Source organism: Vibrio sp. 10N.222.49.C12, from assembly GCF_041475025.1.
In the GTDB taxonomy this organism is placed as follows: domain Bacteria; phylum Pseudomonadota; class Gammaproteobacteria; order Enterobacterales; family Vibrionaceae; genus Vibrio; species Vibrio crassostreae_C.
In genome coordinates this window covers 55278-82119 of record NZ_JBFRVF010000019.1, presented here as the reverse complement: position 1 = coordinate 82119, position 26842 = coordinate 55278, and the positions used below count along the sequence as shown (strand labels likewise).

General features: G+C 44.1%; 26 protein-coding genes and 1 pseudogene. 13 read left to right on the top strand and 14 right to left on the bottom strand.

Annotation, left to right across the window (positions count from 1 at the left end):
* The first annotated feature begins 261 nt into the window (after nt 1–261).
* The 6 genes from gap (at nt 262) to AB4583_RS06100 (ending at nt 6979) form a co-directional block, all read left to right on the top strand.
* Nucleotides 262–1257 carry a type I glyceraldehyde-3-phosphate dehydrogenase gene (gene gap, locus AB4583_RS06125; protein ID WP_017059382.1) on the top strand — a complete coding sequence of 332 codons (996 nt, stop codon included), beginning with the start codon at nt 262–264 and terminating at the stop codon, nt 1255–1257.
* A 242-nt stretch (nt 1258–1499) separates the two neighbouring features.
* Nucleotides 1500–2384, top strand: coding sequence for a D-hexose-6-phosphate mutarotase (locus AB4583_RS06120; RefSeq protein ID WP_372050834.1), 885 nt, complete (start codon nt 1500–1502; stop codon nt 2382–2384).
* Between the two features lie 111 nt (nt 2385–2495).
* Complete coding sequence (gene rlmA, locus AB4583_RS06115) at nt 2496–3311, top strand: 23S rRNA (guanine(745)-N(1))-methyltransferase (RefSeq protein WP_017059384.1); 816 nt, start codon at nt 2496–2498, stop codon at nt 3309–3311.
* 75 nt (nt 3312–3386) lie between these two features.
* Nucleotides 3387–4340, top strand: coding sequence for a ChaN family lipoprotein (locus AB4583_RS06110; protein WP_372050832.1), 954 nt, complete (start codon nt 3387–3389; stop codon nt 4338–4340).
* 276 nt (nt 4341–4616) lie between these two features.
* A complete protein-coding gene (locus tag AB4583_RS06105; RefSeq protein ID WP_017070323.1) occupies nt 4617–4970 on the top strand; it encodes a hypothetical protein in 354 nt (117 codons plus the stop codon).
* A 122-nt stretch (nt 4971–5092) separates the two neighbouring features.
* Nucleotides 5093–6979: a BCCT family transporter gene (locus AB4583_RS06100; protein ID WP_017063436.1), complete on the top strand. Its 1887-nt coding sequence runs from the start codon at nt 5093–5095 to the stop codon at nt 6977–6979.
* A 106-nt stretch (nt 6980–7085) separates the two neighbouring features.
* Here the strand turns inward: AB4583_RS06100 and AB4583_RS06095 are convergent, their stop codons facing one another.
* On the bottom strand, nt 7086–7523 hold the full coding sequence (locus AB4583_RS06095) for a YcgN family cysteine cluster protein (RefSeq protein WP_372050830.1): 438 nt from the start codon (nt 7521–7523) through the stop codon (nt 7086–7088).
* Nucleotides 7524–7682: 159 nt separating this feature from the next.
* Here AB4583_RS06095 and AB4583_RS06090 point away from each other — a divergent pair, with 159 nt between their 5' ends.
* Nucleotides 7683–7931 carry a YkgJ family cysteine cluster protein gene (locus AB4583_RS06090; protein ID WP_248389634.1) on the top strand — a complete coding sequence of 83 codons (249 nt, stop codon included), beginning with the start codon at nt 7683–7685 and terminating at the stop codon, nt 7929–7931.
* A gap of 20 nt (nt 7932–7951) precedes the next feature.
* On the opposite strand, the pseudogene AB4583_RS06085 reads toward AB4583_RS06090, so the two are convergent.
* Nucleotides 7952–8293, bottom strand: a pseudogene (locus AB4583_RS06085) (DDE-type integrase/transposase/recombinase); the annotation flags it as partial.
* Between the two features lie 140 nt (nt 8294–8433).
* On the opposite strand from AB4583_RS06085, the gene AB4583_RS06080 reads away from it, so the two are divergent.
* The 5 genes from AB4583_RS06080 to aqpZ all read left to right on the top strand — a co-directional run bounded on the left by AB4583_RS06080 (nt 8434) and on the right by aqpZ (nt 14707).
* On the top strand, nt 8434–9399 hold the full coding sequence (locus AB4583_RS06080) for a LacI family DNA-binding transcriptional regulator (protein WP_017070321.1): 966 nt from the start codon (nt 8434–8436) through the stop codon (nt 9397–9399).
* 68 nt (nt 9400–9467) lie between these two features.
* Complete coding sequence (locus AB4583_RS06075; RefSeq protein WP_102320046.1) at nt 9468–11201, top strand: alpha-glucosidase; 1734 nt, start codon at nt 9468–9470, stop codon at nt 11199–11201.
* A 59-nt stretch (nt 11202–11260) separates the two neighbouring features.
* A complete protein-coding gene (locus AB4583_RS06070) occupies nt 11261–12889 on the top strand; it encodes a PTS transporter subunit IIBC (RefSeq protein WP_017070319.1) in 1629 nt (542 codons plus the stop codon).
* Nucleotides 12890–12968: 79 nt separating this feature from the next.
* Entirely contained in the window at nt 12969–13775 is an 807-nt protein-coding gene (locus tag AB4583_RS06065) for an endonuclease/exonuclease/phosphatase family protein (protein ID WP_372116776.1), read from the top strand.
* A gap of 242 nt (nt 13776–14017) precedes the next feature.
* Nucleotides 14018–14707 (top strand): aquaporin Z, encoded by a 690-nt coding sequence (aqpZ, locus tag AB4583_RS06060; protein ID WP_017070317.1) that lies wholly within the window; start codon nt 14018–14020, stop codon nt 14705–14707.
* A 66-nt stretch (nt 14708–14773) separates the two neighbouring features.
* On the opposite strand, the gene recR is transcribed toward aqpZ, so the two are convergent.
* The 7 genes from recR to AB4583_RS06025 all read right to left on the bottom strand — a co-directional run bounded on the left by recR (nt 14774) and on the right by AB4583_RS06025 (nt 20711).
* On the bottom strand, nt 14774–15373 hold the full coding sequence (recR, locus tag AB4583_RS06055) for a recombination mediator RecR (RefSeq protein ID WP_019823189.1): 600 nt from the start codon (nt 15371–15373) through the stop codon (nt 14774–14776).
* 77 nt (nt 15374–15450) lie between these two features.
* Nucleotides 15451–15780, bottom strand: a complete 330-nt coding sequence (locus AB4583_RS06050) for a YbaB/EbfC family nucleoid-associated protein (RefSeq protein ID WP_017062338.1) — start codon at nt 15778–15780, stop codon at nt 15451–15453.
* A 153-nt stretch (nt 15781–15933) separates the two neighbouring features.
* Nucleotides 15934–18150 carry a DNA polymerase III subunit gamma/tau gene (dnaX, locus tag AB4583_RS06045; RefSeq protein WP_372116774.1) on the bottom strand — a complete coding sequence of 739 codons (2217 nt, stop codon included), beginning with the start codon at nt 18148–18150 and terminating at the stop codon, nt 15934–15936.
* 18 nt (nt 18151–18168) lie between these two features.
* Nucleotides 18169–18714, bottom strand: coding sequence for an adenine phosphoribosyltransferase (gene apt, locus AB4583_RS06040; protein WP_017062340.1), 546 nt, complete (start codon nt 18712–18714; stop codon nt 18169–18171).
* A 161-nt stretch (nt 18715–18875) separates the two neighbouring features.
* The gene (locus AB4583_RS06035; protein WP_029225617.1) at nt 18876–19247 is read right to left on the bottom strand and encodes a YbaN family protein; all 372 of its coding nucleotides are present in this window, start codon (nt 19245–19247) and stop codon (nt 18876–18878) included.
* A gap of 74 nt (nt 19248–19321) precedes the next feature.
* Nucleotides 19322–19459 (bottom strand): hypothetical protein, encoded by a 138-nt coding sequence (locus AB4583_RS06030; RefSeq protein WP_017067606.1) that lies wholly within the window; start codon nt 19457–19459, stop codon nt 19322–19324.
* A gap of 148 nt (nt 19460–19607) precedes the next feature.
* Entirely contained in the window at nt 19608–20711 is a 1104-nt protein-coding gene (locus AB4583_RS06025) for a response regulator (RefSeq protein WP_102332530.1), read from the bottom strand.
* A 228-nt stretch (nt 20712–20939) separates the two neighbouring features.
* Between AB4583_RS06025 and AB4583_RS06020 the strand changes: the two genes are divergently transcribed.
* Nucleotides 20940–21815 carry a LysR family transcriptional regulator gene (locus tag AB4583_RS06020; protein WP_017062344.1) on the top strand — a complete coding sequence of 292 codons (876 nt, stop codon included), beginning with the start codon at nt 20940–20942 and terminating at the stop codon, nt 21813–21815.
* Nucleotides 21816–21915: 100 nt separating this feature from the next.
* Here AB4583_RS06020 and purF read toward each other — a convergent pair whose 3' ends face one another.
* The 5 genes from purF to accD form a co-directional block, all read right to left on the bottom strand.
* On the bottom strand, nt 21916–23430 hold the full coding sequence (gene purF / locus AB4583_RS06015) for an amidophosphoribosyltransferase (RefSeq protein ID WP_017062345.1): 1515 nt from the start codon (nt 23428–23430) through the stop codon (nt 21916–21918).
* Between the two features lie 34 nt (nt 23431–23464).
* Entirely contained in the window at nt 23465–23956 is a 492-nt protein-coding gene (locus tag AB4583_RS06010) for a CvpA family protein (RefSeq protein ID WP_009848678.1), read from the bottom strand.
* A gap of 61 nt (nt 23957–24017) precedes the next feature.
* The gene (locus AB4583_RS06005; RefSeq protein WP_017063432.1) at nt 24018–24593 is read right to left on the bottom strand and encodes an SPOR domain-containing protein; all 576 of its coding nucleotides are present in this window, start codon (nt 24591–24593) and stop codon (nt 24018–24020) included.
* Complete coding sequence (gene folC / locus AB4583_RS06000) at nt 24594–25856, bottom strand: bifunctional tetrahydrofolate synthase/dihydrofolate synthase (RefSeq protein ID WP_017062347.1); 1263 nt, start codon at nt 25854–25856, stop codon at nt 24594–24596. It lies immediately after the preceding gene.
* Between the two features lie 42 nt (nt 25857–25898).
* Nucleotides 25899–26825 carry an acetyl-CoA carboxylase, carboxyltransferase subunit beta gene (gene accD / locus AB4583_RS05995; RefSeq protein ID WP_017062348.1) on the bottom strand — a complete coding sequence of 309 codons (927 nt, stop codon included), beginning with the start codon at nt 26823–26825 and terminating at the stop codon, nt 25899–25901.
* Between the last annotated feature and the right edge of the window lie 17 nt (nt 26826–26842).

Genomic DNA, 26842 nt, shown 5'->3' with positions numbered 1-26842 from the left:
ACATACTTTCTCACCAGGAAACATTGTACATATACACTCATAAGTGAATCATCATTTAGGGGTATTTTACCCAACTGGAAGGGTACAGAGCCACTTGCAATGGTCAATTTTCAATCACTTACACCCAATTGTTAAGAAAAGCGTCGCTTTTTTTTGACATTAAACAAGTTAAGTCGGATTATCTATTGCAGATGTATACTGGATTCTGTAATTTTACTACCAGTTATCTTTAATCAGAAATTAAGTTGTGGAGCAACTACAATGACTATCAAAGTAGGTATTAACGGTTTTGGCCGTATCGGCCGTTTCGTATTCCGCGCAGCTCAAGAGCGTGCAGACATCGAAGTAGTAGGTATTAACGATCTAATCGACGTAGAGTACATGGCATACATGCTTAAGTACGACTCAACTCACGGCCGTTTCAACGGTACTGTTGAAGTTGAAGGCGGTAACCTAATCGTTAACGGTAAAACTGTACGTGTTACAGCTGAGCGTAACCCAGAAGACCTTAAGTGGGATGCTATCGACGTAGACGTAGTTGCTGAAGCAACTGGTCTTTTCCTAACTGACGAGACTGCACGTAAGCACATCACTGCTGGCGCTAAGAAAGTAGTTCTTACTGGTCCTTCTAAAGATGCAACTCCAATGTTCGTAATGGGCGTTAACCAAGCATCTTACGCTGGTCAAGACATCGTTTCTAACGCTTCTTGTACTACTAACTGTCTTGCACCTATCGCTAAAGTACTTAACGATAAGTGGGGCATTGAGTCTGGTCTTATGACTACAGTTCACGCTACTACAGCAACTCAAAAAACTGTAGATGGCCCTTCTGCTAAAGACTGGCGCGGTGGCCGTGGTGCTTCTCAAAACATCATCCCATCTTCAACTGGTGCTGCTAAAGCTGTAGGCGTTGTTCTTCCAGAACTAAACGGCCTTCTAACTGGTATGGCTTTCCGTGTACCAACTGCTAACGTATCTGTAGTTGACCTAACAGTTAACCTAAAAGAAGCTGCATCTTACGAAGAAATTTGTGCTGCAATGAAAGAAGCTTCTGAAGGCGAAATGGCTGGCGTTCTTGGTTACACTGAAGACCAAGTAGTATCACAAGATTTCATCGGTGAAGTTCAAACTTCAGTATTCGATGCTAAAGCTGGTGTTGCTCTAACTGACAAATTCGTTAAAGTTGTATCTTGGTACGACAACGAAATCGGTTACTCAAACAAAGTTCTAGACCTAATCGCTCACATCTCTAAGTAATTTCTTTTTAGAAATCGCTTTAGATAAGCATTAGCGAAGACTGTTTTGAGCAGACTTTGAAAAAGGCGACCTTAGTGTCGCCTTTTTAATGCCTGCTATCTTTTAAACCGCGTCTGTCTAAGCTCATCAAGATAGCCCAAACGCAAAATTCAATTCTAATACTGACTCTGCTTGTTACTCATGAAAACACAAGCATCACTCTAGTCAGCATTTGAATTCAATTTCCTTAGAAGGATCATGTAATGGATTTATCTACTCTACCTGCACTGGCGGTACTTTCTGACAACGTCACTATCGTTGAACACGAAGGTGTAAAACTGGTTCGCGTTATCCACGATAAAGCAAACGCAGCGATTTCACTGTTTGGCGGCCATGTGGTGTCATTCCAACCGCAAGGTCAAGAAGACCTAATTTGGATGAGCCAACAAGCTAAGTTCGATGGTAAAACGGCTCTGCGTGGTGGTATTCCAGTATGTTGGCCTTGGTTTGGTCGCATTGCAGCACCAGCACATGGTTTTGCCCGTTCAAGTGAATGGCAATTGGTTGAACACCGTGAAAGCGAAGCTGGCGTGATTGTTAGCTTAGGTCTGAAGCCAAGCGAAGAGACGCTAGCAGTATGGCCTCATCAGTTTGATGCTCGCTTGAATGTTGAGATCGGCGAACAACTAAAAGTAACGCTGGACGTGAAGAACACTGATTCTCAGCCATGGACTTTCTCTGGTGCACTACACACTTACCTAAACGTCGGCGATATCCACAACACAACCACCACTGGTATGGGTGCTGAGTACATTGATAGCCTGCAAGGTGGCAAGATCTGCCAAGGTGGATCTGAACTGGTACTGACCGACACGATTGATCGCGTTTACACTCAGCCAGAATCACAAATCTGTGTTGCTGACAAAAAATTTGATCGCACACTGACCGTTGAAAATCACGGTCACAATTCAGCAGTACTGTGGAACCCTTGGGCTGAAGGGGCTGCGGGTATGGGTGACATGCAAGACGACGGTTACCTAACCATGTTGTGTGTTGAATCAACACTGCACGCACCAAGCCTAGAAGCCGGTAAAACACTCCGGCCGGGTGAAAACCACCAACTGATCACTGTGATTAGTGCCCAATAACCGTATAAATACAGTTATAAAAAACGATTTTTGAGCGGCTTTATGTCGCTCTTTTACTTTTTGGTTTTAGCTCGTTACACTTGCGCTGTCTATTCTCCTTTAGAGGTCTCCATGACTTACCAATGCCCTTTGTGTCACCAACCTTTATCTCAAAACGATCGTACGTTTAAGTGTGAAAAGAACCATCAGTTCGACCTAGCGAAAGAAGGCTACGTCAATTTGATGCCTGCGCACCACAAACGCTCAAAAGATCCAGGTGACAACAAAGAGATGATGCAGGCACGTCGTCGCTTCCTTGAAGGTAACCACTATGACCCAATGCGCCAAGCGGTGGTGACGTTGTGTTCTCGCTATCTACCAGAAGAGACGCCTAGCCTATTGGATATTGGTTGTGGCGAAGGTTATTACACCAACGAAATTGCTGTGAATCTTCAAGAAAAGAAAGGGGCTACTTTTGGCCTAGACATTTCTAAGATTGCTATCAAATACGCCGCTAAACGCTACCCTGCTGTCGACTTCTCAGTTGCATCAAGCCATCGCCTACCCTTTGCTGAAAACAGCTTAGACGGAATTCTACGCATTTACGCGCCTTGCAAGGCTGAAGAGTTACAACGCACCATCAAAGATAATGGTGTGGTGATCACCGTGACACCAGCTAGCCGACACCTGTATCAACTGCGTGATGCAATTTATGATGGCGTTCGCTTGCACGACGAAGATCCAGAAGTGATCGAAGGTTTTACGCTTGAGCATCAAGAGCAACTAAACTATATGATGGAACTATCGGGGTCAGATGCATTCGACCTGCTACAGATGACGCCGTTTGCTTGGAAGGCGAGTGAAGAGTTTAAACTACAACTCACCGAGGCAGAGCAATTCAACTGTGAAGCTGACTTTATGCTGCGAGTGTACCGCAAACAAATTTAATTGATATTGATTATCGTTTGCATTGAAATCTTATCTTGCCTCCTTTAGTATGCGTGTTCTTCAAGGAGGCATTTCATGCAACGTATTATTCTTATCGGATTAGCTACTCTTCTCACGGCTTGTGCTAGTCAACCTGCAAAAGACACTTCTCAAAAAGTGGCTCAAACGGAATCCGTTTCCACATTCTATGACTACCAGTTCGCTTCTCCACAAGGCGAAACACTTTCTCTCGATGCATTACCCGAGCAGCTGATTGACGCTGATGTGTTTCTAATTGGCGAATGGCACACGCATTCTGCCATTCACCGCTTCCAAACCGACTTCTTAAAAGCGCGCCGCAACGCAACATCAAACATTGCGCTTTCAATGGAACAGTTCACTCGAGAGCACCAAGCCACACTTGACCAATACTTAAACGGCGAAATTGGCGAACAAATTCTCATGTCTCAAGCGGCAGCTTGGCCAAATTACGAAAGTGATTACCGCGCGTTAGTTGAGTTCGCAAAAGCCAACGACGTCGATGTTATTGCGGCAAATGCACCAAAGCCATTCGTGCAGTGTATTGGCCGTAAAGGATTGCCTTACCTAGACCAATTATCGACCGAGCAACGCCAATGGATTGCTGCCGAAGTGGATACTGGCGATAGCCCTTACAAAGAAAAGTTCATGGCTTCTATGCATCACGGTACGCCAGAGCAAACAGAAAAGCAGTTTGCCGCTCAGGTTACCTGGGACGAAACCATGGCTGAGTCGATTGTGGATTACCTAGCATCAAACCCTGATAAACAAGTGATTCACGTGGCTGGCAAGTTTCACACCGAGGGTGGTTTAGGGACGGCGGCATCAATTCTACGTCGTAACCCTGATTTAAAAATCGCCATCATCAGCCCGGTTGAAGCGATCTCATCGGATAGCGGTGATTATCAGCTTGAAGTGCTTTCGCCGCCGGCTCGCTTTGTAAAGAAAGAGAACCGAATGAAGGCATACAAGCATCTGTCAAAACGTAGTGCTAGCCTAGAGTGTGAGTAGGATCTGTTGATCCACTCTTCTAAGCTAAAGAGTCGATGGGCTAATCCTAGATAATTAGCCCATCGTCACAACTTGATCACGTTCCCGTCATTCATCCTAACTCTATCTAAAATCAAACATTCTTATCGGCACAAGACTTGCTTAGTAAATAGACGATTTAACCAAGCAGACGAAAATGTAATGTGCGAATAAAAAAACATCACTATCGATGATTAATTGCACAAGTTTTTCACACCTCTGCCGATACTATATTTAAGGATAGGTAAGGAGAGCTATATGACGCCAGTAGGAACGAGTAATACTCAGCTGTATTCGCCTTCGCAGATGAACGCTAAGAGTTCAGCTAACGAAGCTGAAAAGCCTAAACCGCTTAAGGTTGAGCAAAATACGGTTAGGCTTTCTGATGAAGGCAAAGCACTCTTATCTGCCCTAAAAGAAATTGATAAAGAAGCGAAGAAAGTCGAAGCAGAAAACGCGACAGTTACCGATAAAGTTGAGTCATTCGCTCATGGTGCCTTGGGTATGGATCACCCAGATAAGATTGAAGAAGAAGATGATGGTTCTTATTCAGCGGGGCAATACCTGTCCGCAGCGGCAACCGTAGGCGGTATTCTTCTCGCACTCATTTAGCCTTGCCAACCTATCGCATTCTCTAGAATAAAAGCGATTTATCGTTACGACAATAGACCCGATTAGGTCTAAAAAACGAGTTCATTCCATAATTCCGCTCTCATTTTAATGGAATAATACTCGTGAAAAACACTTTTGAGCTTATCGATAAGCCAACCTTTTTTGGTGCTATAGCACTCCTACTCACGATAGTTTTCCCGCTCATTTTGTTCCCTGCACAGGGCGCAGACTGGATTGCGGTTGCGAAAACATTCATGACTGATCAACTCGGATTCCTGTATCTTGCTCTAGGTCTCGCAGCCTGTGCATTTATGGTGTACGTAGTATTCAGTGATATGGGACAAATTAAACTAGGCGAAGCTGATGAAGAGCCTGAGTTTAAAACTGCATCATGGGCTGCCATGCTATTTTGTGGCGGTATCGGTGCAAGTATCTTGTATTGGGGCTGTATTGAGTGGGCTTACTACTACCAATCACCGCCTTTCCAACTAGAACCTGGCAGTGAAGAAGCAGTACGCTGGGCTGCGACCTACGGCCTATTCCACTGGGGACCAATCGCATGGTCTATCTACCTAATCCCGGCAATTCCTATCGCTTACTTCTTCTACGTACGTAAACAACCTGTTCTAAAGATCTCAAGTGCATTAATGCCTGTTCTTGGTGAACACCGTAGTAAAGGCGTACCAGGAAAGATCGTTGATATCCTATTCATTTTCGGTCTATTAGGCGGCGCTGCAACAACATTAGGTTTAGCCGCTCCTCTGATCACTGAAGGTCTAAATCACCTATTTGGTCTACCTAAAAATAACCTAACGCAAGTGATGGTGCTTTTAGTGTGTACTGCGATTTTTGCTTACTCATCTTATGCTGGATTGGAAAAAGGCATCAAGATCCTAAGTAACATCAACTTCTGGGGTGCGATGGGTCTACTGGCTTTCGTTCTGATCGCGGGTCCAACAATCTTCATGTTAGAAACAGGCTTAGACTCAATTGGTCGTCTACTGTCTAACTTCTTCGTGATGGCAACGTGGGCTGAACCATTTGGTGGTTACGGTACATTCGAAAACACTCACTTCCCACAAGACTGGACGATTTTCTACTGGGCATGGTGGCTAGTATTTGCACCGAGTATGGGTCTGTTTGTTGCGCGTATCTCTCGCGGCAGAACCATCAAACAAATGGTGTCAGGGTCGATCTTCTTTGGTTCTCTAGGTTGTTTCCTGTTCTTCATGATCTTAGGTAACTACGGCCTATCACTGCAGCTTTCTGGTGAGCTAGATGTCGTTGCCATTTTGAATGCGGAAGGCGCAACCAAAGCTATCTTCTCGATGCTTGCACAATTGCCAATGAGCACGCTGGTTATCGCTGTATTTACAATGCTGTGTATCATTTTCACGGCAACAACATTTGACTCTATCTCATACATCCTAGCGTCTGTTGTACAAAACAACGTGACCGAAGAGCCAATGCGCTGGAACCGTATGTTCTGGGCATTTACTCTGTCGTTCTTACCAACGATTCTAATGTTCTTAGGCGGTCTAAGTACGCTACAAACGGCGGCGATTGTTGGTGGCTTACCACTGCTTGCTATCTCTGTGATGCTGATGATTTCAGCGGTTCGTGCGACTAACCTCGACCTACGCCATCAAGATGCGTATATCGAGCCAACGATCAACATCGAAGAACTGCCAGACATGGACCCTTGGTCTGCTGAAGGTATGGCGTTGGCTCAGTTTGAGAAAGAAAGAGATGCAGCACAAGAAGCCGCAGAACTTGAGCGTGTTGCTTACACAGAACTTGCCGCAGTGAAGAAAGAAATTCGCGCTTATGTGTTAGAACAAGGTTCACAAATGGAAACTCACGAGTTACCAGAGAACCTACAACAAGCACTTGAGCAGGCCGAGAGTAATCTTAGTGCCGCACAAGCGAAAAAGATCGAGTTATCTGAGCAAGCTCAGAATGCTCGTATCACGTTCAATCAGGTGGTTGCAGACTTACCGCTTGCTTGACATTAGCCATGACACAGTCCATTGATTTGGACCCTCCTAAATACGACAAAGGCTCACAGAAATGTGAGCCTTTTTTTTATTCGGGTGATTGACTAGTCTTCGTTAACTAGCGGTTCGGGTGGTTCAAGATGTGATCTTCCCAATCGACAACATCGATTTCGTATACCACTTTGTTACGAACGCTTTCACCTGCTGCATGCATCTCTGTTTTTGATCCGGTGATCAACGGGTGCCATTCAGGAATCGGCTTAGATTCTGATAAAAGGCGGTAAGCACAAGTGTCTGGTAGCCAGTGAAACTCATCGATCTTGTCACGAGTCAGCTTCAAACACTCTTCACCTGAAGTGAAGCGGTTCGGGTAATCTTTACACGAACATGTTTTGTCGTTTAACCAGCTACACGCCACATTGGTGTAGTAAACTTCATCGCTATCTTCATCCATTAGTTTATGTAGGCAGCACTTACCACAACCGTCGCAAAGTGATTCCCACTCATTCTCGGTCATCTGTTCTAGTGTCTTTTCTTGCCAAAATGGATTCGCCATAGGATTACTTCTTACTCTTTTACTGGGGTGCGTGTTATACCGCTAGCCCATAAAAAGTTCAAGGATAATAATTGTTCATTCTTTGATTCAATCAACAGCTGTCACTCTCATCATTTTTTGCTACTATCGCGCACCCTGTTATTTAGTGAGTTTAATTTGATGGAATGTCGCCTAGGTTGTGGAGCATGCTGTATCGCTCCAAGTATTACATCTGCTATTCCTGGAATGCCTAATGGTAAGCCTGCTGGGATACGCTGCATCCAATTAAATGAGCAAGATCTCTGCAAATTATTTGGTCAACCTTCACGCCCGAAGGTATGTCACCAATTCAAAGCTTGCCCTGTCATTTGTGGTAAAACCGACCAAGAAGCCCTTGATAACCTGATCGAGTTAGAAGCTATTACCTAAGCGTATTAGCCCTTTTCTATATCCCAGCAATTTCTTTTCCTACTCATACTTTGCTTTAGGTTATAGGTGCTTATGAGGCCTCAATAGTCTTTCAAACAATACTGACTACCTCGCTATGAGTAATAACCGTTTCAGGAAACTCTCGGCGAAATAAAGCCATCGATAAGACATCACAGATCAATGAGGCCTTTATTCTCGTACCCATAAACCAACCAATAACTTGCCTTGAATAAAGGTCAATAATGGCAACTAATTATAGCCAATATTTGTTTGTAGCTACGTCGGTGATATCTCCTGCCCATTTTTAAATTAGCAGTCGTTGCACTGAAGACCTGAGCGAGCAAGGCCGTAACTACGGGTATTCAGTTCAGGTCAAGAAGTGGACAATATCTTATAAACTTGAAGTACTATGTGTATATCATCAGGTAGCGTTTTTATTTACTTTGTTGTCAGCCAATATATTGGATAATATGGCAATAATACATTATGGAAGGAAAATGTGATGAGTAAAAAAATGACCATGGCGGAGATTTCAAGACAGCTTGGAATTTCAACAATGACCGTGTCACGTTACTTTAATGACGGTTATGTCTCGGCTGAAAATCGCCTTAAAATTGATGCTATCGTCAAAGAAAATCATTATACCCCTAATATATTTGCTCGTTCCATTCGTAGCCAATCTAATATTATTGGTTTCGTTGCTCCTCGCATTGAGTCATATACAACTAGTTTAGTAATTAAAGGGGCACTGGCGGCTGCCAATGAATCACAAGTACGAATGCTTTTTCATGCCTCAGGGTTTAACCATGAGTCAGAATGCCAAGCTGTGAGAGAGTTTAATGGCTTAAATGCATTGGGCACTATTATTATTGCTTCAAAGCACAGTGTCGAAGAGACGTTTTATCAAACCTTAGACAATGTGTTATTTATTGGTAAAAACACACCCCACCATTGCTGTTTATATTACCCCGACCATGCTGCAATTAAAGCACTCGTTTCCCAAACCATCACTCAGTTAAAACAACAGCAGGCACCGCTGGCAGCCGTACATTATATTTATGATGAGCGTATGCTTTCCAGCCGTACTAAGTTGATGCAAGCCACCATTACTGACACCGTCCCTGAGTTGAATTTTTCACTACAAGCTCTAGCCAACTCGGAGGACAAAGCCGGCTACCAGGCAATTCAATTACAGCCTAATCATGTCTACTTTTGTGCCACCGATAATATTGCTATTCGTTTATATCGTCGCGCCAAAGAACAGCAACTCAAGATTGGTCATAACTTATGGATTGTAGGCATGGGTGACTATGACTACAGCGATTTGTTAGTCCCAAGCCTGACTACTGTCGCTTTTAACTACTATCAAGTGGGCTACCAAGCTGTCAAAAAATTGCTCAAGCGCGATTTCAGTTCCGTTGAAGGCACATTCGACATAAGAATGAGAGAAAGTTCACAGTTTCTCTGAAATTGTATTGAGTCCAAATAGGTTCCATTTAACACTATGTGTTAACGATAACATACATAGTATAACCGATGACACTCGCTAATAATCTACACTCAAAACCACTCGCGTGGTGGAAGAAAGCAACTGCCTACCAAATTTATCCCCGTAGTTTTTATGATACAAACCAGGACGGTATTGGTGACATCAATGGGATCATTGCTAAGCTAGATTATCTTGCTGATTTGGGCATTGATTTAATATGGATCTGCCCATTCTACGCATCACCGAATGATGATAACGGTTACGATATCAGTGACTATCAAGCGATTCATCCTGACTTTGGAACCCTTGAGGATGTGGATAAATTAATCACTGCTGCTCATGAACGTGGCATTCGCATTATTATGGATTTAGTGATAAACCACACTAGCGATGAGCATCCATGGTTCATCGAATCGCGAGATAACAAAGATAGCCCTAAGCGTGATTGGTATATTTGGCGTGATGGTTGTGAGCCTACAGCTGAAAAGCCGACTTGCGAACCAAATAACTGGGAAAGTATTTTTCATGGTAGTGCATGGGAATATGATGACAAAACTGCACAATATTATTTGCACCTATTTTCTAAAAAACAGCCAGATCTTAATTGGGAAAACCCTGAAGTTAAACAAGCACTATTTAAAATGATTCATTGGTGGTTGGAACGAGGTATTGATGGTTTCCGTGTCGATGCAATTAGCCATATTCAAAAACAAGCTGGTTTACCCTCTTTACCCAATCCAAAGGGTGAAAACTATGTCTCTTCATTCGATTATCATATGAATGTGGCAGGGATTGAAAAACATCTGTATGAGTTAAAAGAGCAGGCGTTTTCGCCTTTTGATATCGTGACCGTTGGTGAGGCCAATGGGGTGACGGCCGACAACGCATTGCCTTGGGTTGCTGAAGCGACCGAGCACGATCAAGGTGGTGTTTTTAACATGATTTTTCAGTTTGAACACATGAAGCTATGGTCGGAAGAACAAAGCAACGAGAATTTCGATCTCGTGGCGTTCAAACGCATTTTATCGCGTTGGCAAGATGCCTTAGAAGGTAAAGGCTGGAATGCGCTTTATTTAGAAAACCACGATCAAGCTCGTAGTATTGATACTTTTGCCGATCCTAACTCTAGGTATGCCAGTGCTACCGCGTTAGCGAGTTGTTATTTCTTGATGAAAGGAACTCCATTTATTTATCAGGGCCAAGAGATTGGTATGGTAAATCATCAGTTTACTTCTCTTGACGAATTTAACGATGTGTCTGCGAGAAATTTAATTCAAAAGCTATCGCAACAAGGTCAGAGCGATGCCGATATCTTAGCCTTGTTAAATCAAGTATCCCGCGACCACAGTCGCTTGCCAATGCAATGGAATGACCAGGATTTTGCCGGTTTTTCTGAGGTGCAACCTTGGTTCTCGGTGAATCAACAGTATGCAGATATCAATGTTGAGCAACAACAGCAAGATCCAAATTCGATCTTAGGTTTCTATAAGCAGTTGATTGCTTTGCGCAAGTCACATGAAAGCTTAGTGGTTGGCCGTTATCAATTACTGCTAGCTAACGATCCTAATATCTATGTTTATCAACGTGTTGCTCAAGATATGACATGGACCATTATTACCAATTTAAGTCCACAAGAGAGCGTTGTTGATATCGACTGCACCCAATTAGGCGAGTTAATGCTTGATAATCAGAATATTAACAATGAACACGTTCGCTCAGATTTTATAACAACGCAAATAGCCCCCGCTTATGCCGCGTATATATTTGCAAGAAAGCACTAAATTATATTTATGGCTAGGCGCTGATAACGTTAGCCTGTATTTAAATCAAGGAACTATTTATGAGTAAGTTACTATCGTTTGATTTTTGGCAACGATTTGGGAAGTCCCTTATCGTTGTTATCGCGGTGATGCCTGCCGCTGGTATCATGATATCACTAGGTAAAGTGGTCGCAATGTATGCGGGTGGGTTTGGTGCCATTGAAACACTAGGCGCTATAATGGAAAACATAGGTTGGGGGATCATTGTTAACCTTCACCTATTATTTGCGGTCGCGATTGGTGGCTCGTGGGCAAAAGAGCGTGCAGGTGGCGCATTTGCCGCGCTAATTGCCTTCATCTTAATCAACCGTATCACTGGGGTTATATTGGGCGTGGATAACGCTATGCTCAGTGACCCAGAAGCGGTTGTGATGAGCCTATTTGGTTCTGAGTTACCTGTCTCTCAATTCTTCACGAATATTTTGGGTGCTCCTGCCCTAAATATGGGTGTGTTTATCGGTATTATGTCTGGCTATTTAGGTGCCAACTTATTTAACCGCTATCATGACTTCGCTCGCTTACCTCAGGCATTAGCATTTTTCAACGGTAAGCGTTTTGTACCTTTTGTTGTTATTTTCTATTCGCTGATTATTGCGTTTGGTTTATCTGTAATATGGCCTTTAATTCAAGGTGCGCTTAATGATTTTGGTCAATGGATTGCTACCTCTAAAGACACTGCGCCGATCACTGCTCCTTTCTTGTATGGTACGTTAGAGCGTTTATTACTGCCATTTGGTTTACACCACACTTTAACTATTCCAATGAATTACACCGAGTTGGGTGGTACTTATGAGCTTTTGACTGGGATGAATGCGGGCTCAAGTGTTTATGGTCAAGATCCATTATGGCTTGCTTGGGTCAGCGATTTAAATAATCTTAAATTAAGCGATCCGACAACTTACCAACACCTGTTAGATACGGTGCACCCAGCACGCTTTAAAGCAGGCCAAGTTATTATCGCAGCCTCTTCATTGATTGGTATTGGACTTGCGATGTATCACTGTGTTGATAGTGATAAGCGCGCACAATATAAGCCAATGTTCTTATCTGCCTGTCTTGCTGTGTTATTAACCGGTGTGACTGAGCCTATTGAATTCATGTTTATGTTTATCGCTCCCGTTTTGTATGTTGCACATGCTGTGTTAACAGGAGTTGCATTTGCGTTGGTCGATGTGATGGACCTACGTGTACATGCCTTTGGTTTGATTGAGTTACTCACTCGTATACCTATGATGGTTTCAGCGGGCATCGGTGGTGATCTGGTTCGCTTTGCATTAGTTTCTATTGTTTTCTTTGTGGTTAACTATGGATTGTTCCGCTTCCTAATCGTGAAATTGAAGTTACCAACACCGGGTCGTATGGGTAACTACCTGGATGAAAGCTCAGAATCGATGTCAGAAGATGAGAAGATGAACATTATTATTCAGAATTTAGGTGGCCGTGCCAATATTGCTGAGATTGATGCTTGTATGACTCGCTTGCGTATTACAGTTAATGATCCGAAGTTGGTTGCTGAATATGCGTCATGGAAGCCGACAGGGGCTCTTGGTGCTGTGATTAAAGAACAGGGTGTACAAGTTATTTATGGCCCTGGGGTGGATGTTATTAAATCTAAGTTAATAGAGAAATATTCAGCACAACCTGCGTAATTCTTTTTAGATCAAATAACCTCGAGAAACGCAGCCTTGCGCTGCGTTTTATCTCACTAGAATAAATGAGTGAATAATAATGAAGTTAATGACACTAAATACCCACAGTTGGCAAGAAGAAAAACAGCTAGAAAAGTTAGATGTGGTCGCGCAAGCCATTATCGAGCAAGGGTGCGATGTGGTTGCATTACAGGAAGTGAATCAACATCAAGATAGCCCGGCCGTTGATGCCAATATATTAACCAATCACACTGTGTTGGCGAATAACTATGGTTATTTATTACAGAAAAAACTCATGGAATACGGTCATCACTACCAACTTACGTGGGATTTCGTTCATCAAAGTTATGAAGTATATCAAGAGGGGCTCTCATTTTTAACGCGACTACCGATTGTCGAACATGAGGTCATTGATTTAAGTGATAACTATGATATGAGCTTTTGGAAACATCGGCGAGCAGTGCGTATTAAAGTGACCTCTCAACAGGGTGATTTTAATCTTTATAATTGTCATTGTGGCTGGTGGAATGACTCAGAGAACTCATTTGAGGATCAGTTCGACCGAATCAAGGCAACTTTACCAACAGAGTTGAGCTTTCTATTAGGCGATTTCAACAACCCAGCTCATATACGTAATGAAGGCTATGATTACGTATTACAAAGCGGTTTGATGGATTGTTATGAAAGAGCAGAAATCAAAGATGATGGAACCACTGTCATTAAAAACATTGATGGTTGGGAGCAAAATAGCCAAGCGCTACGCATTGATTTAGTACTTAGTAATCAACCTGTAGTGGTAAAGCAGCATAAGGTAATTTTTAATCACGATTTTTATCCGGTTGTATCAGATCACTTTGGGGTGTTGGTAGAAGTAGAACTTACTTAATTTTTATCAACTCATCGTAGTTTAAATAAAAAGAATACTGACACAAATACGGCTAATTATCAGGTCACTCTTACTTGCTAAAATAGCGATAGAATACGATTGACCTTAACGATCTTTAGTGCGAGTTCGAAGTGATTACATAAGATTCTCTGTTCTTTCTTTCAACTATATACACAAGATTTCACACTTCTGCGAAATCTAAACTATCTTATTGATACTGGTAAAGATTAATAAGGATAGTTATGAATAAGTATATCGCAGAAATGTTCGGTACGTTTTGGTTGGTGTTAGGCGGTTGTGGTAGTGCCGTCTTAGCCGCAGCTTTCCCTGATGTGGGAATTGGTCTACTCGGAGTTTCCCTTGCCTTTGGTTTAACCGTACTCACTATGGCTTTCGCTATTGGTCATATATCCGGTTGCCACCTCAACCCTGCTGTCACCATCGGTCTATGGAGTGGTGGTCGCTTTGATGGCAAGGATGTTGCGCCTTATATTATTGCCCAAGTGATTGGCGGTATTATCGCGGGCGGCGTGCTATTTGTGATTGCTTCAGGCCAAGCTGGCTTTGATGCAGCTGCCTCTGGCTTTGCTTCAAATGGTTACGGTGAACACTCACCGGGCGGCTATTCACTTACCGCTGCACTGGTCTGTGAAGTGGTCATGACCATGGTTTTCCTATTCGTGATTATGGGCGCGACTGATTCGAAAGCACCGGCTGGATTTGCACCTATCGCGATTGGTCTCTGTTTGACCTTGATTCACCTTATCAGTATTCCTGTAACCAACACCTCTGTGAACCCTGCTCGAAGTACCGGCGTGGCTGTATTTGTCGGTGATTGGGCCGTTTCGCAATTGTGGCTATTCTGGGTTGCACCGATTATTGGTGCCGTGATTGGCGCGATGATATACAAAGCGGTAAGAGGTTCAGATTAAGCGCTGAAAAACGTCTAAAGCAATAAAAGAAAAAGCCGCTTAGTGATGCTTCACCAAGCGGCTTTTTTAGATCTTATGACGACCGAGTAAGGAGTGCGAAAGCGTGGTGCCATCCACCAGCTCTAGCTCACCACCAACGGGAACACCATGAGCGATACGGCTAGCGTTCACTTCATGGGCATTACATAGCTCAGCAATGTAGTGCGCTGTCGCTTCCCCTTCAACTGTTGGGTTAGTCGCTAGGATTACTTCCGAGATATCACCACGACGCAGGCGGTAGTCCAAAACATCGAGACCGATGTCACTTGGACCAATACCATCAAGTGGTGAAAGATGACCCATCAATACAAAGTAACGACCTGAATATTGGCCAGTTGCTTCGATAGCTGCAATGTCTGCAGGGCTCTCTACTACACAGATTTGACCATTTTCCTGACGTTTAGGATTGGTACAAATGTGGCAGGTATCTTCTTCAGTAAAAGTACGGCACTCATTACAGTGACCAATTTCGGTCATTGCTTGGCTAAGAGCTTCAGCCAACTGTAGGCCGCCTTTTCTATCGCGCTGTAACAAATGAAAGGCCATACGCTGCGCCGACTTGGGGCCAACCCCAGGTAGACAACGTAAGGCCTCCATCAAATGCTCCAGCATATGACTGGTACGCATATTTAACCGTTCTAATTTTCAAGTAACGATTTACTCAAGATAAACCGCAGCCTGAATAAACCTTTAGAAATAGTTTCTTAGAAAGGCATCTTCATACCTGGTGGAAGTTGCATTCCGCCAGTTACGCTAGCCATTTTCTCTTTTTGAGTTTCTTCAACGCGACGAGCCGCATCGTTGAAAGCAGCAGCGATAAGATCTTCAAGCATCTCTTTATCGTCTTCCATTAGGCTTTCATCGATATCAACACGGCGAACGCTGTGGCTACCAGTGATCGTTACTTTTACAAGGCCAGCACCTGACTCACCTGTAACTTCCATATTTGCGATTTCTTCTTGAAGCTTTTGCATGCGCTCTTGCATTTGCTGGGCTTGCTTCATCATGTTGCCCATACCGCCTTTACCAAACATGTTAATACTCTCTGGTCTAATTGGTTTATTAAAAATTAATTAAGCTATACGAGCTTAAATGGGGGTTAAAACAGTGTGATTCAACCCCTCGATGTTCAGTTCTCAGATTTGCTTATCTGGGATGATATGCCGGTCACTAAACAAGAAAACGTTCTAGATAGGACGAACGCTGTCTCTGTCGAGTTCAGCGTCAAAACGTCTTTCAATGAACTGTACGTTGGCATCGTTTTCTAAAGCGGTAAACGCGTCTTTCAACTTACCTTGATACAGTCGTTCTCGTAATTCTAGCGGCGTTTCTCCACCATCACCGATTTCAACACTCAAATGACACTCTTCTCCAAGCACAGTATTGAGAGACTGCAATAGCTCACTCTGCGCACGGTCGGTATTCAAATGAGCTTGGCTCGCTCTTAACGTTAAAGTGATTGATGTGTCGTTTTTAGCAAACACTGAGTTCAATGCTAACTGTTCAACAAGCTTGGCTGTCTCTAGCTTTTGAATCGTGGCTGACCATTCATCTTGAGCAATCGACTCTTGAAGCAATTTATCGACCATTTCTGGTGTCTTAATATGCTCCAACGCACGCTTGATCTGAGTAGGTGTAAGCTCTTTGCTCACCTCTTTCACTACAGGTTTAGACGGTTTCCAGCGATAAGGTTCATTATCGTTGGTCACATTTTCTGTCGAAGAGGATGATAAAGAAGCTGGCGACACCCGCTCAGAACCACCGTGTTGCTGAGCAACTCGATCAAGAACTGAAGTTTTAGCTGGTGTCGCTTTAGCCTTTTTTGGCGCCGAGCCTTTGTTTTCTGTTGCCGAACTGCCTCTACGTTGAGAACGTAATTGGTGGCGTAAACCACTCACAGGCGAAGTTGCACGCGCTGGCTGCTCTTGCGGAGCAGAAGGTGCAGCGCTTGGCTGTTGAACCGGACTCTGGTTTTGATAATTCGTTTGTTGCTGCTGAGGCTGCTCTGCACCGTAGCTTGGACGCTCATCATAAGCAGGAGGCGCGTCATACTGGCTATGCGGGTAATCCTGCTCAGGATAACCTTGGTTGCCTGAATGTTCAGCGTAACCTTGCGAATCTGAATACTGTGCTGGAGTCTGTTGCACGGGTGGCTGCTGCATAGCTTGCTGTTGAGGCGCCTGTTGTTGCATCTGAGGCTGTCTCGGAGCTGCCATTGGCGCAGGTTGACTCACTGACTGAGCAACGTTCTGAGCTTGAGCTGCTGGAACTGGCGCTGGGCTTGCCGACTGAGTCGAGATTGCCGTAGCAACCGCTTGTTCAGCTGGTCTAAATGCCAACATGCGTAAAACCACCATCTCAATACCAACGCGAGCGGTTGGCGACAATGGTAAGTCTTCACGACCTTTCAATACGATCTGGTAGTAGAGTTGAATGTCTTGTGGGCTAAGCGCTTTGCTCAGTAGTTCAAGCTTCTCAGCGTCAGGCTGTGCCTTATCTAATGTAGATGGCAAAGCTTGGAACATCGCAAGACGATGCAGTTGGGCCGCAAGCTGATTCAGCAAACCATCCCACTCAACACCGTTCTCAGCAAGGCTTTGGATACACGCCATCGCTTGCTGTGGCTGCTTACTGCTAATCGCTTCAAGCAAGTGGATAGCTTGGTCGGTATCCAGTGTTCCGAGCATGTGAGCAACAGTATCTGTTACGACATTGCCATTACCCAATGCGATAGCTTGGTCTGTAAGGCTTAGCGCATCACGCATACTGCCATCAGCAGCATGAGCAATCATTCCAAGCGCACGAGATTCAGACGTCACATCTTCTTGTTCAAGAATATGATCGAGCTGCTCGTGAATATTATCAACGCTGATCGGCTTAAGATGGAACTGCAAACAACGCGACAAGATCGTTACTGGAAGCTTCTGTGGATCCGTTGTTGCGAGCAAGAATTTCACATACTCAGGCGGCTCTTCTAAGGTCTTTAGAAGCGCGTTAAAGCTGTGCCTGGAAAGCATGTGGACTTCATCGATTAGGTAAACCTTGAAGCGACCACGTGCAGGCTTGTACTGAACATTGTCCAGAAGCTCGCGGGTATCTTCTACCTTAGTACGTGAGGCAGCATCGATCTCGAGCAGGTCAACAAAGCGACCTTCATCGATTTCTTTACAGGTTGCACATTCACCACAAGGTGTTGAGGTAATGCCTGTTTCACAGTTGAGTCCCTTAGCAAACAAACGACCGATGGTTGTTTTACCAACACCTCGTGTACCGCTGAACAGGTATGCGTGGTGCAACCTATTCTGGCTAAGGGCATTCTCTAATGCTGTTAAAACATGGGCTTGACCAACCACTTCTTTGAATTTGGTTGGTCGCCATTTTCGCGCTAACGCAAGATAGCTCATGAATAATTCCGAAAAGGATTAATGACCGTCGAATTCGCAGATGCTAAACACTTCTAGACCTAAGCCTTGTAAGCGCTTGTCACCACCGATTTCTGGAAGGTTAATAACAAATGCAGCGTGTTCTACCACACCACCAAGCTGACGAATCAACTTTGTTGTTGCTTCAATCGTACCGCCCGTTGCTAGCAAATCATCAACCATCAACACTTTATCGCCTTCAACGATAGCATCAGTATGGATTTCTAGAGTATCGGTGCCGTACTCAAGCTCATAAGATTGTGCCACAGTTTGACGAGGCAGCTTGCCCGGCTTACGAACAGGAATGAAGCCAACACCTAGCTCAAGTGCCAAAGGCGCACCAAATAGGAAACCACGAGCTTCAGTACCAACGATCTTAGTAAAGCCCATGTCCTTGTATGTTTCCGCTAGCAGGTCGATAGTCGCTTTGTAAGCTACTGGATCTTCCATCAAGCTTGTTACGTCACGGAACAAAATACCCGCTTTAGGGTAATCAGGAATGCTTTTGATGCTTGCTTTGATCAGAGAGATTTTTTCTGTGTTCATAATCTTATGCACTTCATTAGGCCGCTTTCCAAACTCTCGTTAACGAATCAAACATCAACGCTCGGAATTAAGGAAAGGTACGATTGGTATTAATTGCAACGAGAGTCATAACTCTGATTGCTGAAATAATAAACGCCCGCTATACAAGCAGGCACACTGGCTTAATGGTAGTGATTTTCTTTGCTGTCAGCAACCAACTCATGGGTTGGAAGTCGCATAAACCATGTGAGAAGAATAACAAGTACACAAATTAGGAAAGCCTTGACCCAAATGATAGGGGCAAAGTAGATGGATAACGCAAAACTCAACAAGATAAAGAATACGCCACGCGTTTTAACTTGTTTGGTGACGGCACCGTGTTGATACCAATTGTTCAGCAAAGGACCCAGCGTTTTGTGCTCATGCATCCATTTATGAACTTTCGGATTGCTTCGCATGAAGCATGCGCTGGCAAGAAGGAGAAAAGGAGTGGTTGGCAGAACGGGCAAAACTATCCCTAGAACTGCGAGAAATATACAAAGGCCACCAGCAATATTGAGGCTTAAAACTCGAACGCTAATTGTGGCCTCCTTGAGTTAGCTATCACCAATCGGCGACGACAGCTTAACTAGAATGTTGCGTAACCATTGAATACGCGGATCAACGTAAGTGTTGCTGGTAGCAATGGAATCATTAAAAATGCGGCTAAAAATCCTAAAAAGTAGAATACATTAAACGGGTCTTGAAAGTCTTTGTTATCTGCCATGATTGCTTCTTGTTTTTGTTAGTGAAGGTAAGTATCCGGCGAACCAAACCCACTTTGCTAAATCGACATTTAACAAAAAAGGCATAGCCACACCATTTGCGCAACTATACCTCAATCAATTATTCACAAAAACCGAGGAAATATAGGGTTAATCAGTAGACCCTTGGTGTATGTCTAAACTAAAACTTGCCGCTCCAAGTAGGCTCAACGACAGTTGGCAGCCCTGTTCGATCGGAAGGTCCCGCGTAATAAAGTTCTTCTTGCAGTTCTCACCCAAGCGCTCACCTGCTGCAATATATTGATTCAATTCACCATTCGACCATTGCCCGTCTAGACCCGCAGGCAAAATGGAGATGGTTCCCTCGGCAAGGTCAGCAACACCAAACAAGGCATTCACTGGGGTGGAGCATTTAGAGCAACGAATCCCCTTCTCTAAGATTTCAGCAATATCTTTGAGATCAACATTAAAATCTTTTCTGTTTCTTATGTAATCGTGGAACAGCGCTCTCACTAACAATGTTGTCGCGGAGCCGCCATTATCAGACGACGATGAATCGACGAGGTAAAAAGCAAACTGCCCGTTCATCATCCACGCATAGTCAAACACAAGTGGCATCATCTCTGTTGATTGCAGTAACCGGTAACTGCAACGCCATGAGCCTTGTCGCGTATCTTTCTCTGGAAGCAGCGCATGCAGTAAGTCTTTTGCTGCGCTTGGGTTATCTTGAAGGTAATTCAGGTGCCAATGCAGTTCTTGGTCTTCAGGGATCTCTCCCCCATCATCCACACAGAACCATTGGCTCGAAAAATCTCGTTGGTCTGAAATGTTATCGAACGAATCTGTCAATGTATTCGCAATCGCACTTCCTAGGTGACGGTGATCCTCTAACGGCTTCGCCAAGAAGTCTTTAATACCAAATCGCAAGGCTTTCGCCACGTCAGACATATCATCAGTGCCAGACACAACGATCATAGGCAGTGACGGGTACTCTAAACTGAGCTCTTCCACAAGCTCTATGCCATCAAGTATTGGCATTGATAAGTCACACACAATTAAATCTGGCGCTGAGTCTCTAAGTTTCTGCAAAGCGTCCAGTCCATTTTCAGCCTCAACCACTTTATAACCTACCTTGTCTAGGTACGCGCTGGTTATACGGCGAAAAATAGGATCATCATCAACCAACATCACGCATTTTTGGTTAATTACTTCCTGAGCCGAGGTCATTACTGGCTGACTGTGAGTTTTGTACATAATCTATAACCTCACAAAACTAAGTCGAATTATTATTGTTATCTGTTCTAAGAACTAATATAAAACTTAGTAATAAAATGCTAAATACACAAATTTGCACTCTTTACTGGTAATTCGTGACGAGGGTTGGAATACTTGTAAATAGTGCAACGAGTTGACGTAACGCAAACATTGATCTCACTGTTACGTATAAATTAGATGAGATTGTAAACAAATGTGTCTGGATTTATGAAATTAGATGATTTAAACCTCTTTCGACTCGTCGTTGAAAATGGGAGCTACACCGCAACATCGCGCAAGACTATGATTCCGGTTGCGACCATCACACGACGCATCCAAGCCTTAGAAGATTCTTTGAACCTTAGGCTTCTCAATAGACACGCGCGTAAACTTTCTTTAACAGAGGCAGGCGAACGTTTCTTCAATGAATGCTCTCCGCTGTTGCAACGTCTCTCTTCTACTGCAGAAGAGTTAACTGACGTGTGCAAAGGCGCTTCCGGTAAGATTCGTATTACGGCACCCTCAAACCTGACCAAGCGCATGATGATGCCAATGTTCAGTGAATTCATGATTCAATACCCTGATATCAATATTGAGCTGATGATGAACAACCAAGCGGATCAGCTGGATCCAACGGAGTGGGACGTAATTTTCCGAGTCGGCCCTCAGCGTGATTCAAGCCTAATCGCTCGAAAAATCAGTGAAGTCAAAGATATTCTTATCGCGAGCCCTGAGTACTTAGCGAAGAACCCAGCTCCAAGCCATGCTGAAGAGCTAGCGAACCATTCGCTACTCAAAGGCTACCCGCTGATTAAGTGGCAGCTGAGTAATTCGAATGAAGAGACGGTGGTGAATAGCGAGAAAGGCCGTTTCAACGCCAATGCGCTTAATGTCGTAAGACAAGCGTGCTCAGAAGGCCTAGGTATCACCCTGATGCCTGACGTGATGATTCGTGAATACATTGAAGATGGCAGCTTAGTGCAAGTCTTAGAAGACTGGAGCGCTAACCCTCGTGATATTTACATGCTTTATAACCACAAAGACCATCTACCAGAGAAAGTGAGATTGTTTATTGATTTTGTGATCGCATACCACATTCATTAAGGTCAATCCCCTTCTCTATAAACAAAAAACCAGAGCCGATGCTCTGGTTATTTATTTTCTGTATCGCTAGCGAAACTCTGTATGACTAACGAAACGCTAGTTAAGCGCCTTCGTTGTGTAACTCTAAGTTAGCAAGATCTTGTTGAATCTCACGCTGAACCTTTGAGTCGTCATTACGCAAAGAGTCTAGGAAATCTAGGTACACTTGGTCGATATCGCCCGTTACATACTCGCCGTTAAATACAGAAGTATCAAAACGAGAGATGTCTTGATTGCCCATGCCCACTGCAGAAATCAGATCTGGTAGCGTTTGGAAAATCAAGGCGTCTGCGCCAATCTGCTTACAAATCGTTTCGTTATCACGACCATGAGCAATCAACTCTGTCGCGCTCGGCATATCAATGCCGTAAACGTTAGGGAAGCGAACCTCTGGAGCAGCTGAAACCATGAAGACCTTATTTGCGCCAGAATCACGAGCCATCTCAATGATCTGCTCTGATGTTGTGCCGCGAACGATAGAATCGTCAACCAGAAGAACGTTCTTACCTTTAAACTCAGAGCGAATTGCGTTGAGCTTACGGCGAACCGACTTCTTACGTTGTTGCTGACCTGGCATGATGAATGTGCGGCCAACATAGCGGTTTTTCACGAAACCTTGACGGTATGGCTTATTGATCGCTTGAGCGATTCGTAGCGCAATATCGTTTGATGTTTCAGGGATTGGAATAACTACATCAATGTCTAAGTCTGCGTACTCTTCTTTAATACGCATACCAAGCATCTCACCCATCTCAACGCGTGCGCTGTAAACCGAGATTTTGTCGATGAATGAATCTGGGCGTGCAAAGTATACAAACTCAAAGATACATGGGTTTAGTTGTGGGTTGTCTGCACATTGCTTAGTGAAAAGCTCACCGTCAAACGTTGCGTAGATAGCTTCACCTGGTGCTACGTCGCGCATGAAGTCGAAACCAACAGCATCGAGTGCTACCGATTCAGACGCAACCATGTACTCTGTTTTACCTTGAACTTCACGCTTACCAAGACACAATGGACGAATACCATGTGGGTCACGGAATGCGATCATACCGTGGCCGATGATCATCGCCGTTACGGCGTAAGCACCACGAATTGTACGATGCACATTTGCCACAGCGCGGAAAACGTCATCTGAAGTTACGTTACCTTTAACAGTATCGATCTCATGAGCTAATACGTTCAGTAGAACTTCAGAGTCAGAGGTTGTGTTTACATGACGACGGTCTTTTTCGAACAACTTCTCACGAACTTCGTTTGCGTTCGTCAGGTTACCGTTGTGCGCCAACGTAATGCCAAAAGGAGAGTTTACGTAGAAAGGCTGAGCTTCAGACGCACTTGAACTACCCGCAGTAGGATAACGAACATGGCCAATACCAACTTCACCTTGTAGGCGCTGCATGTGTTTTGCTTCAAAAACATCTTTTACTAAACCGTTCGCCTTACGCAGACGGAAACGATTGCTTTCTATGGTACAAATACCAGCGGCATCTTGGCCACGATGCTGCAATACCGTTAAAGCGTCATAAATAGACTGGTTTACAGGTGTTGAACCCACGATTCCAACAATACCACACATGTCCTAATCCTCGATTTTTCGACATTAACTGGCGCTAGAGCGCGCCAGATAAGAAACTAGATGTTGCTTGTAAATGCTCGAAGAACGGCGCAATGATTCGACTAAATTCTGGAACCAATTGCGAATTCTTCCACCACTCAGAACTTGGGAATGCAGTAAACGCATCCATGAAAAACAACACTGCAGAAACAATCAAAACACCACGTAAGCCACCAAAGACGACACCGAGGATTCTGTCTGTACCTGACAGGCCTGTTTTCTGAACTAGTTGACCGATGACATAGTTAACTAAGGCACCCACAACTAACGTTGCAACAAACAATGCTGCTATCGCAGTTCCGTTTCGAAACATCTCATCTTCGATATTGGTGAAGTACATCGCTAATTTAGCGTAGTACTGGCTAGCAATAAAAAATGCTCCAAACCAAATAACGAGTGACAAGGCTTCTTTAGCGAAACCACGAACTAAACTGATCACGGCAGAGAAGCCGATCACGCCTAAAATGACAAAATCTAACCAATTCATGAATTCTTCATCTTAAGTTGGCGCGCATTTTAACAGAAAAAATGCTGACGCAAACGTTTTCTTATGGATTTAACGGTTTAAATTTGAGCAACTGGCCTTTTGAACCCGTAATTTTTTCTAATTCCTTAATTTGTCGCTCAAGTTTGGATTTAGAGACATCCGGGCCAATAATTACTCGCGTAAAAGTTTTTTCTTGCTTGGTGTGAGCCTGATAACCGCGCTTTTGCAGATCCTTAACAACGTTTTTTGCGTTGTCAGCATTCTTCAAAGCCATCAATTGAATAATCCAAGCACTGTCTTGGTATTCATTTTTTTCAGGTACCGGCTTAACCACAACTGCCACTTTGTCTGCTTCTTTATCATTAGAAGAAGACGCGGTTTGCGTGTTTGAATTATCAGTACGACCACTTTCAACCACTTGCTCAACCGGAGAATCCGGTAGCGCTATCTGATCTTCAACGGGATCGAGTACTTCAAACACTTCAACATTACTATCAAGCTCAGGCTTAATTGGAATGCTTGCAAACTCTTCTTTGTAGTGGAGCTTCTTACCATCTAGTACATCGGGCAATACAATCACGCCAATGGCCACTAAAATGATGGTGCCGACTAACCGGCTTTGGAATTTACTTGCCATTTAGTTTCCTTTTTTCTGCCAATGCTCCAACACTTCACCCACTGTATGGAAAGAACCGACAACCAACACAACATCGTCACCTTTAACAGAAGCTAAAGCCGCTTCAAACGCTACAACAGGGTTTGAATACCGCTCTACACCTTCAGGTAAGCTTTGACACAATTCAGCGGCTGTTGCGGCTCGTGGGCCGTTCAGCGAAGCTGGGTACCAATGTGTTGTTATTGGAGCTAATACTTCCAATGTCGCGGGGATATCTTTGTCATGAAGCATGGCGACTACAACGTGTAAATTTTTGCCTGCATACTTCTTCGCGACTTGCTGCGCAAAGTACTCAGCAGAATGCGGGTTGTGTGCTACATCAAGCACAATCACCGGTTGTTCGCTAATTTGCTGCATACGCCCAGGAAGCTGCGCATTCTTCATGCCGTTAACCACGTTCACGTCGCTAATACTAAGCTCTGACGTTCCCAATGCCATCAACGCTGTTGCAGCGTTAGGTAACGGCAGGCTTGGAATAGGTAGCGATTCTAGTTGGAATGCACCACTGCGCCAGTTCCACGTATCACCGTCAACATCATAAGTGTATTGAATACCGACTTGGTAGAACTCAGCCTTAATGTCATCAGCGTGCGCTGCAACCGTAGCCGGTGGCTTGGGTTGACCACAGATAGCGGGTTTACCGCTACGATAAATGCCCGCTTTCTCAAAACCAATCACATTGATGTCATCACCTAGCCAGTCAACATGGTCGACAGCCAAACTAGTAATCACAGAAACATCATGCTCAACGATATTGGTCGCGTCTAAACGCCCGCCTAAACCCACTTCTAAAAGCACAACATCAACCGCTTCAGTTTGAAATGCACGTAACGCCGCTAAAGTGCCATATTCGAAAAAACTCAGGCTGATTTCGCCACGCTCTTTCTCAATGAAATCGAAAGACTGAACCATCTTTTCATCAGATAGATCTTGGCCGTTGATACGAACACGTTCGTTATAGCGAATTAAGTGAGGAGAGCTGTAGACACCAACTGAGTAACCAGCGTCCAATAGAATCGCTTCCATCAGTGCACATGTTGAGCCTTTGCCATTGGTTCCGGCAACAGTAATAACATGTTGAGCAGGTTTGGTGAGGTTTGCCTTAGAGGCGACGGCCTGAACTCGGTCTAATCCAAGATCAATAGCGCTTGTGTGGATGTTTGATAAATAATCAAGCCACATCTCCAAAGAGGATGTGGCTTGAGGAATAGGTTGTTGACTCATCTAACTCATAACCATAATTAAGTTGGTTTGTTAGAAGGTACTTTACCCTTTTTCTGGCGCTTCTGGTACTTCATAAGTAGCTTCATTCGGTGAATCGTTCACAGAAACTACTAATGGTGAAGGCTGGTTGGTCATTTTAGCAACAAGGCTTGCAACGCGCTGACGCATCTCACGACGGTCAACAATCATGTCGATAGCACCGTGGTCTAGTAGGAACTCACTGCGTTGGAAACCTTCAGGAAGGTCTTCACGTACCGTTTGTTCGATTACACGACGTCCAGCAAAACCGATCAGTGCTTTTGGTTCACCAATATTGATATCGCCAAGCATTGCCAAACTTGCAGAAACACCACCCATTGTTGGATCAGTCATAACTGAAACAAACGGTAGGCCTTTCGCAGATAAACGCTCAAGCGCAGCACTGGTTTTCGCCATTTGCATTAGAGACATCAATGCCTCTTGCATACGAGCACCACCACTTGCAGAGAAACACACTAAACCACAGTTGTTCTCGATAGCAGCATCTACCGCTTTCACGAAACGAGCACCAACAACAGAACCCATTGAGCCGCCCATGAATGAGAATTCAAAAGCACACGCTACGATAGGTAAACCCAATAGTTCGCCTTTCATTGCAACTAATGCGTCTGTTTCACCACTGTTCTTTTGAGCAGCAGAGATACGTTCTTTGTAACGCTTAGAGTCTTTAAACTTCAGCTTGTCTTGTGGCTCAAGATCAGCACCTAGTTCAACACGCTCACCTTTGTCTAGGAATGTATCCAGACGACGACGTGCTTTCATGCGCATGTGATGGTCACATTTTGGACATACTTCTAGGTTACGCTCTAGTTCAGCATGGTACAGAACCTGCTCACAAGAAGTACATTTCGTCCAAACACCCTCAGGGATAGACGCTTTACGAGATGTTACGATGTTGCTTTTTTCTAAAATCTTTTCAAGCCAACTCATGGAAGACCTTTTTGTTT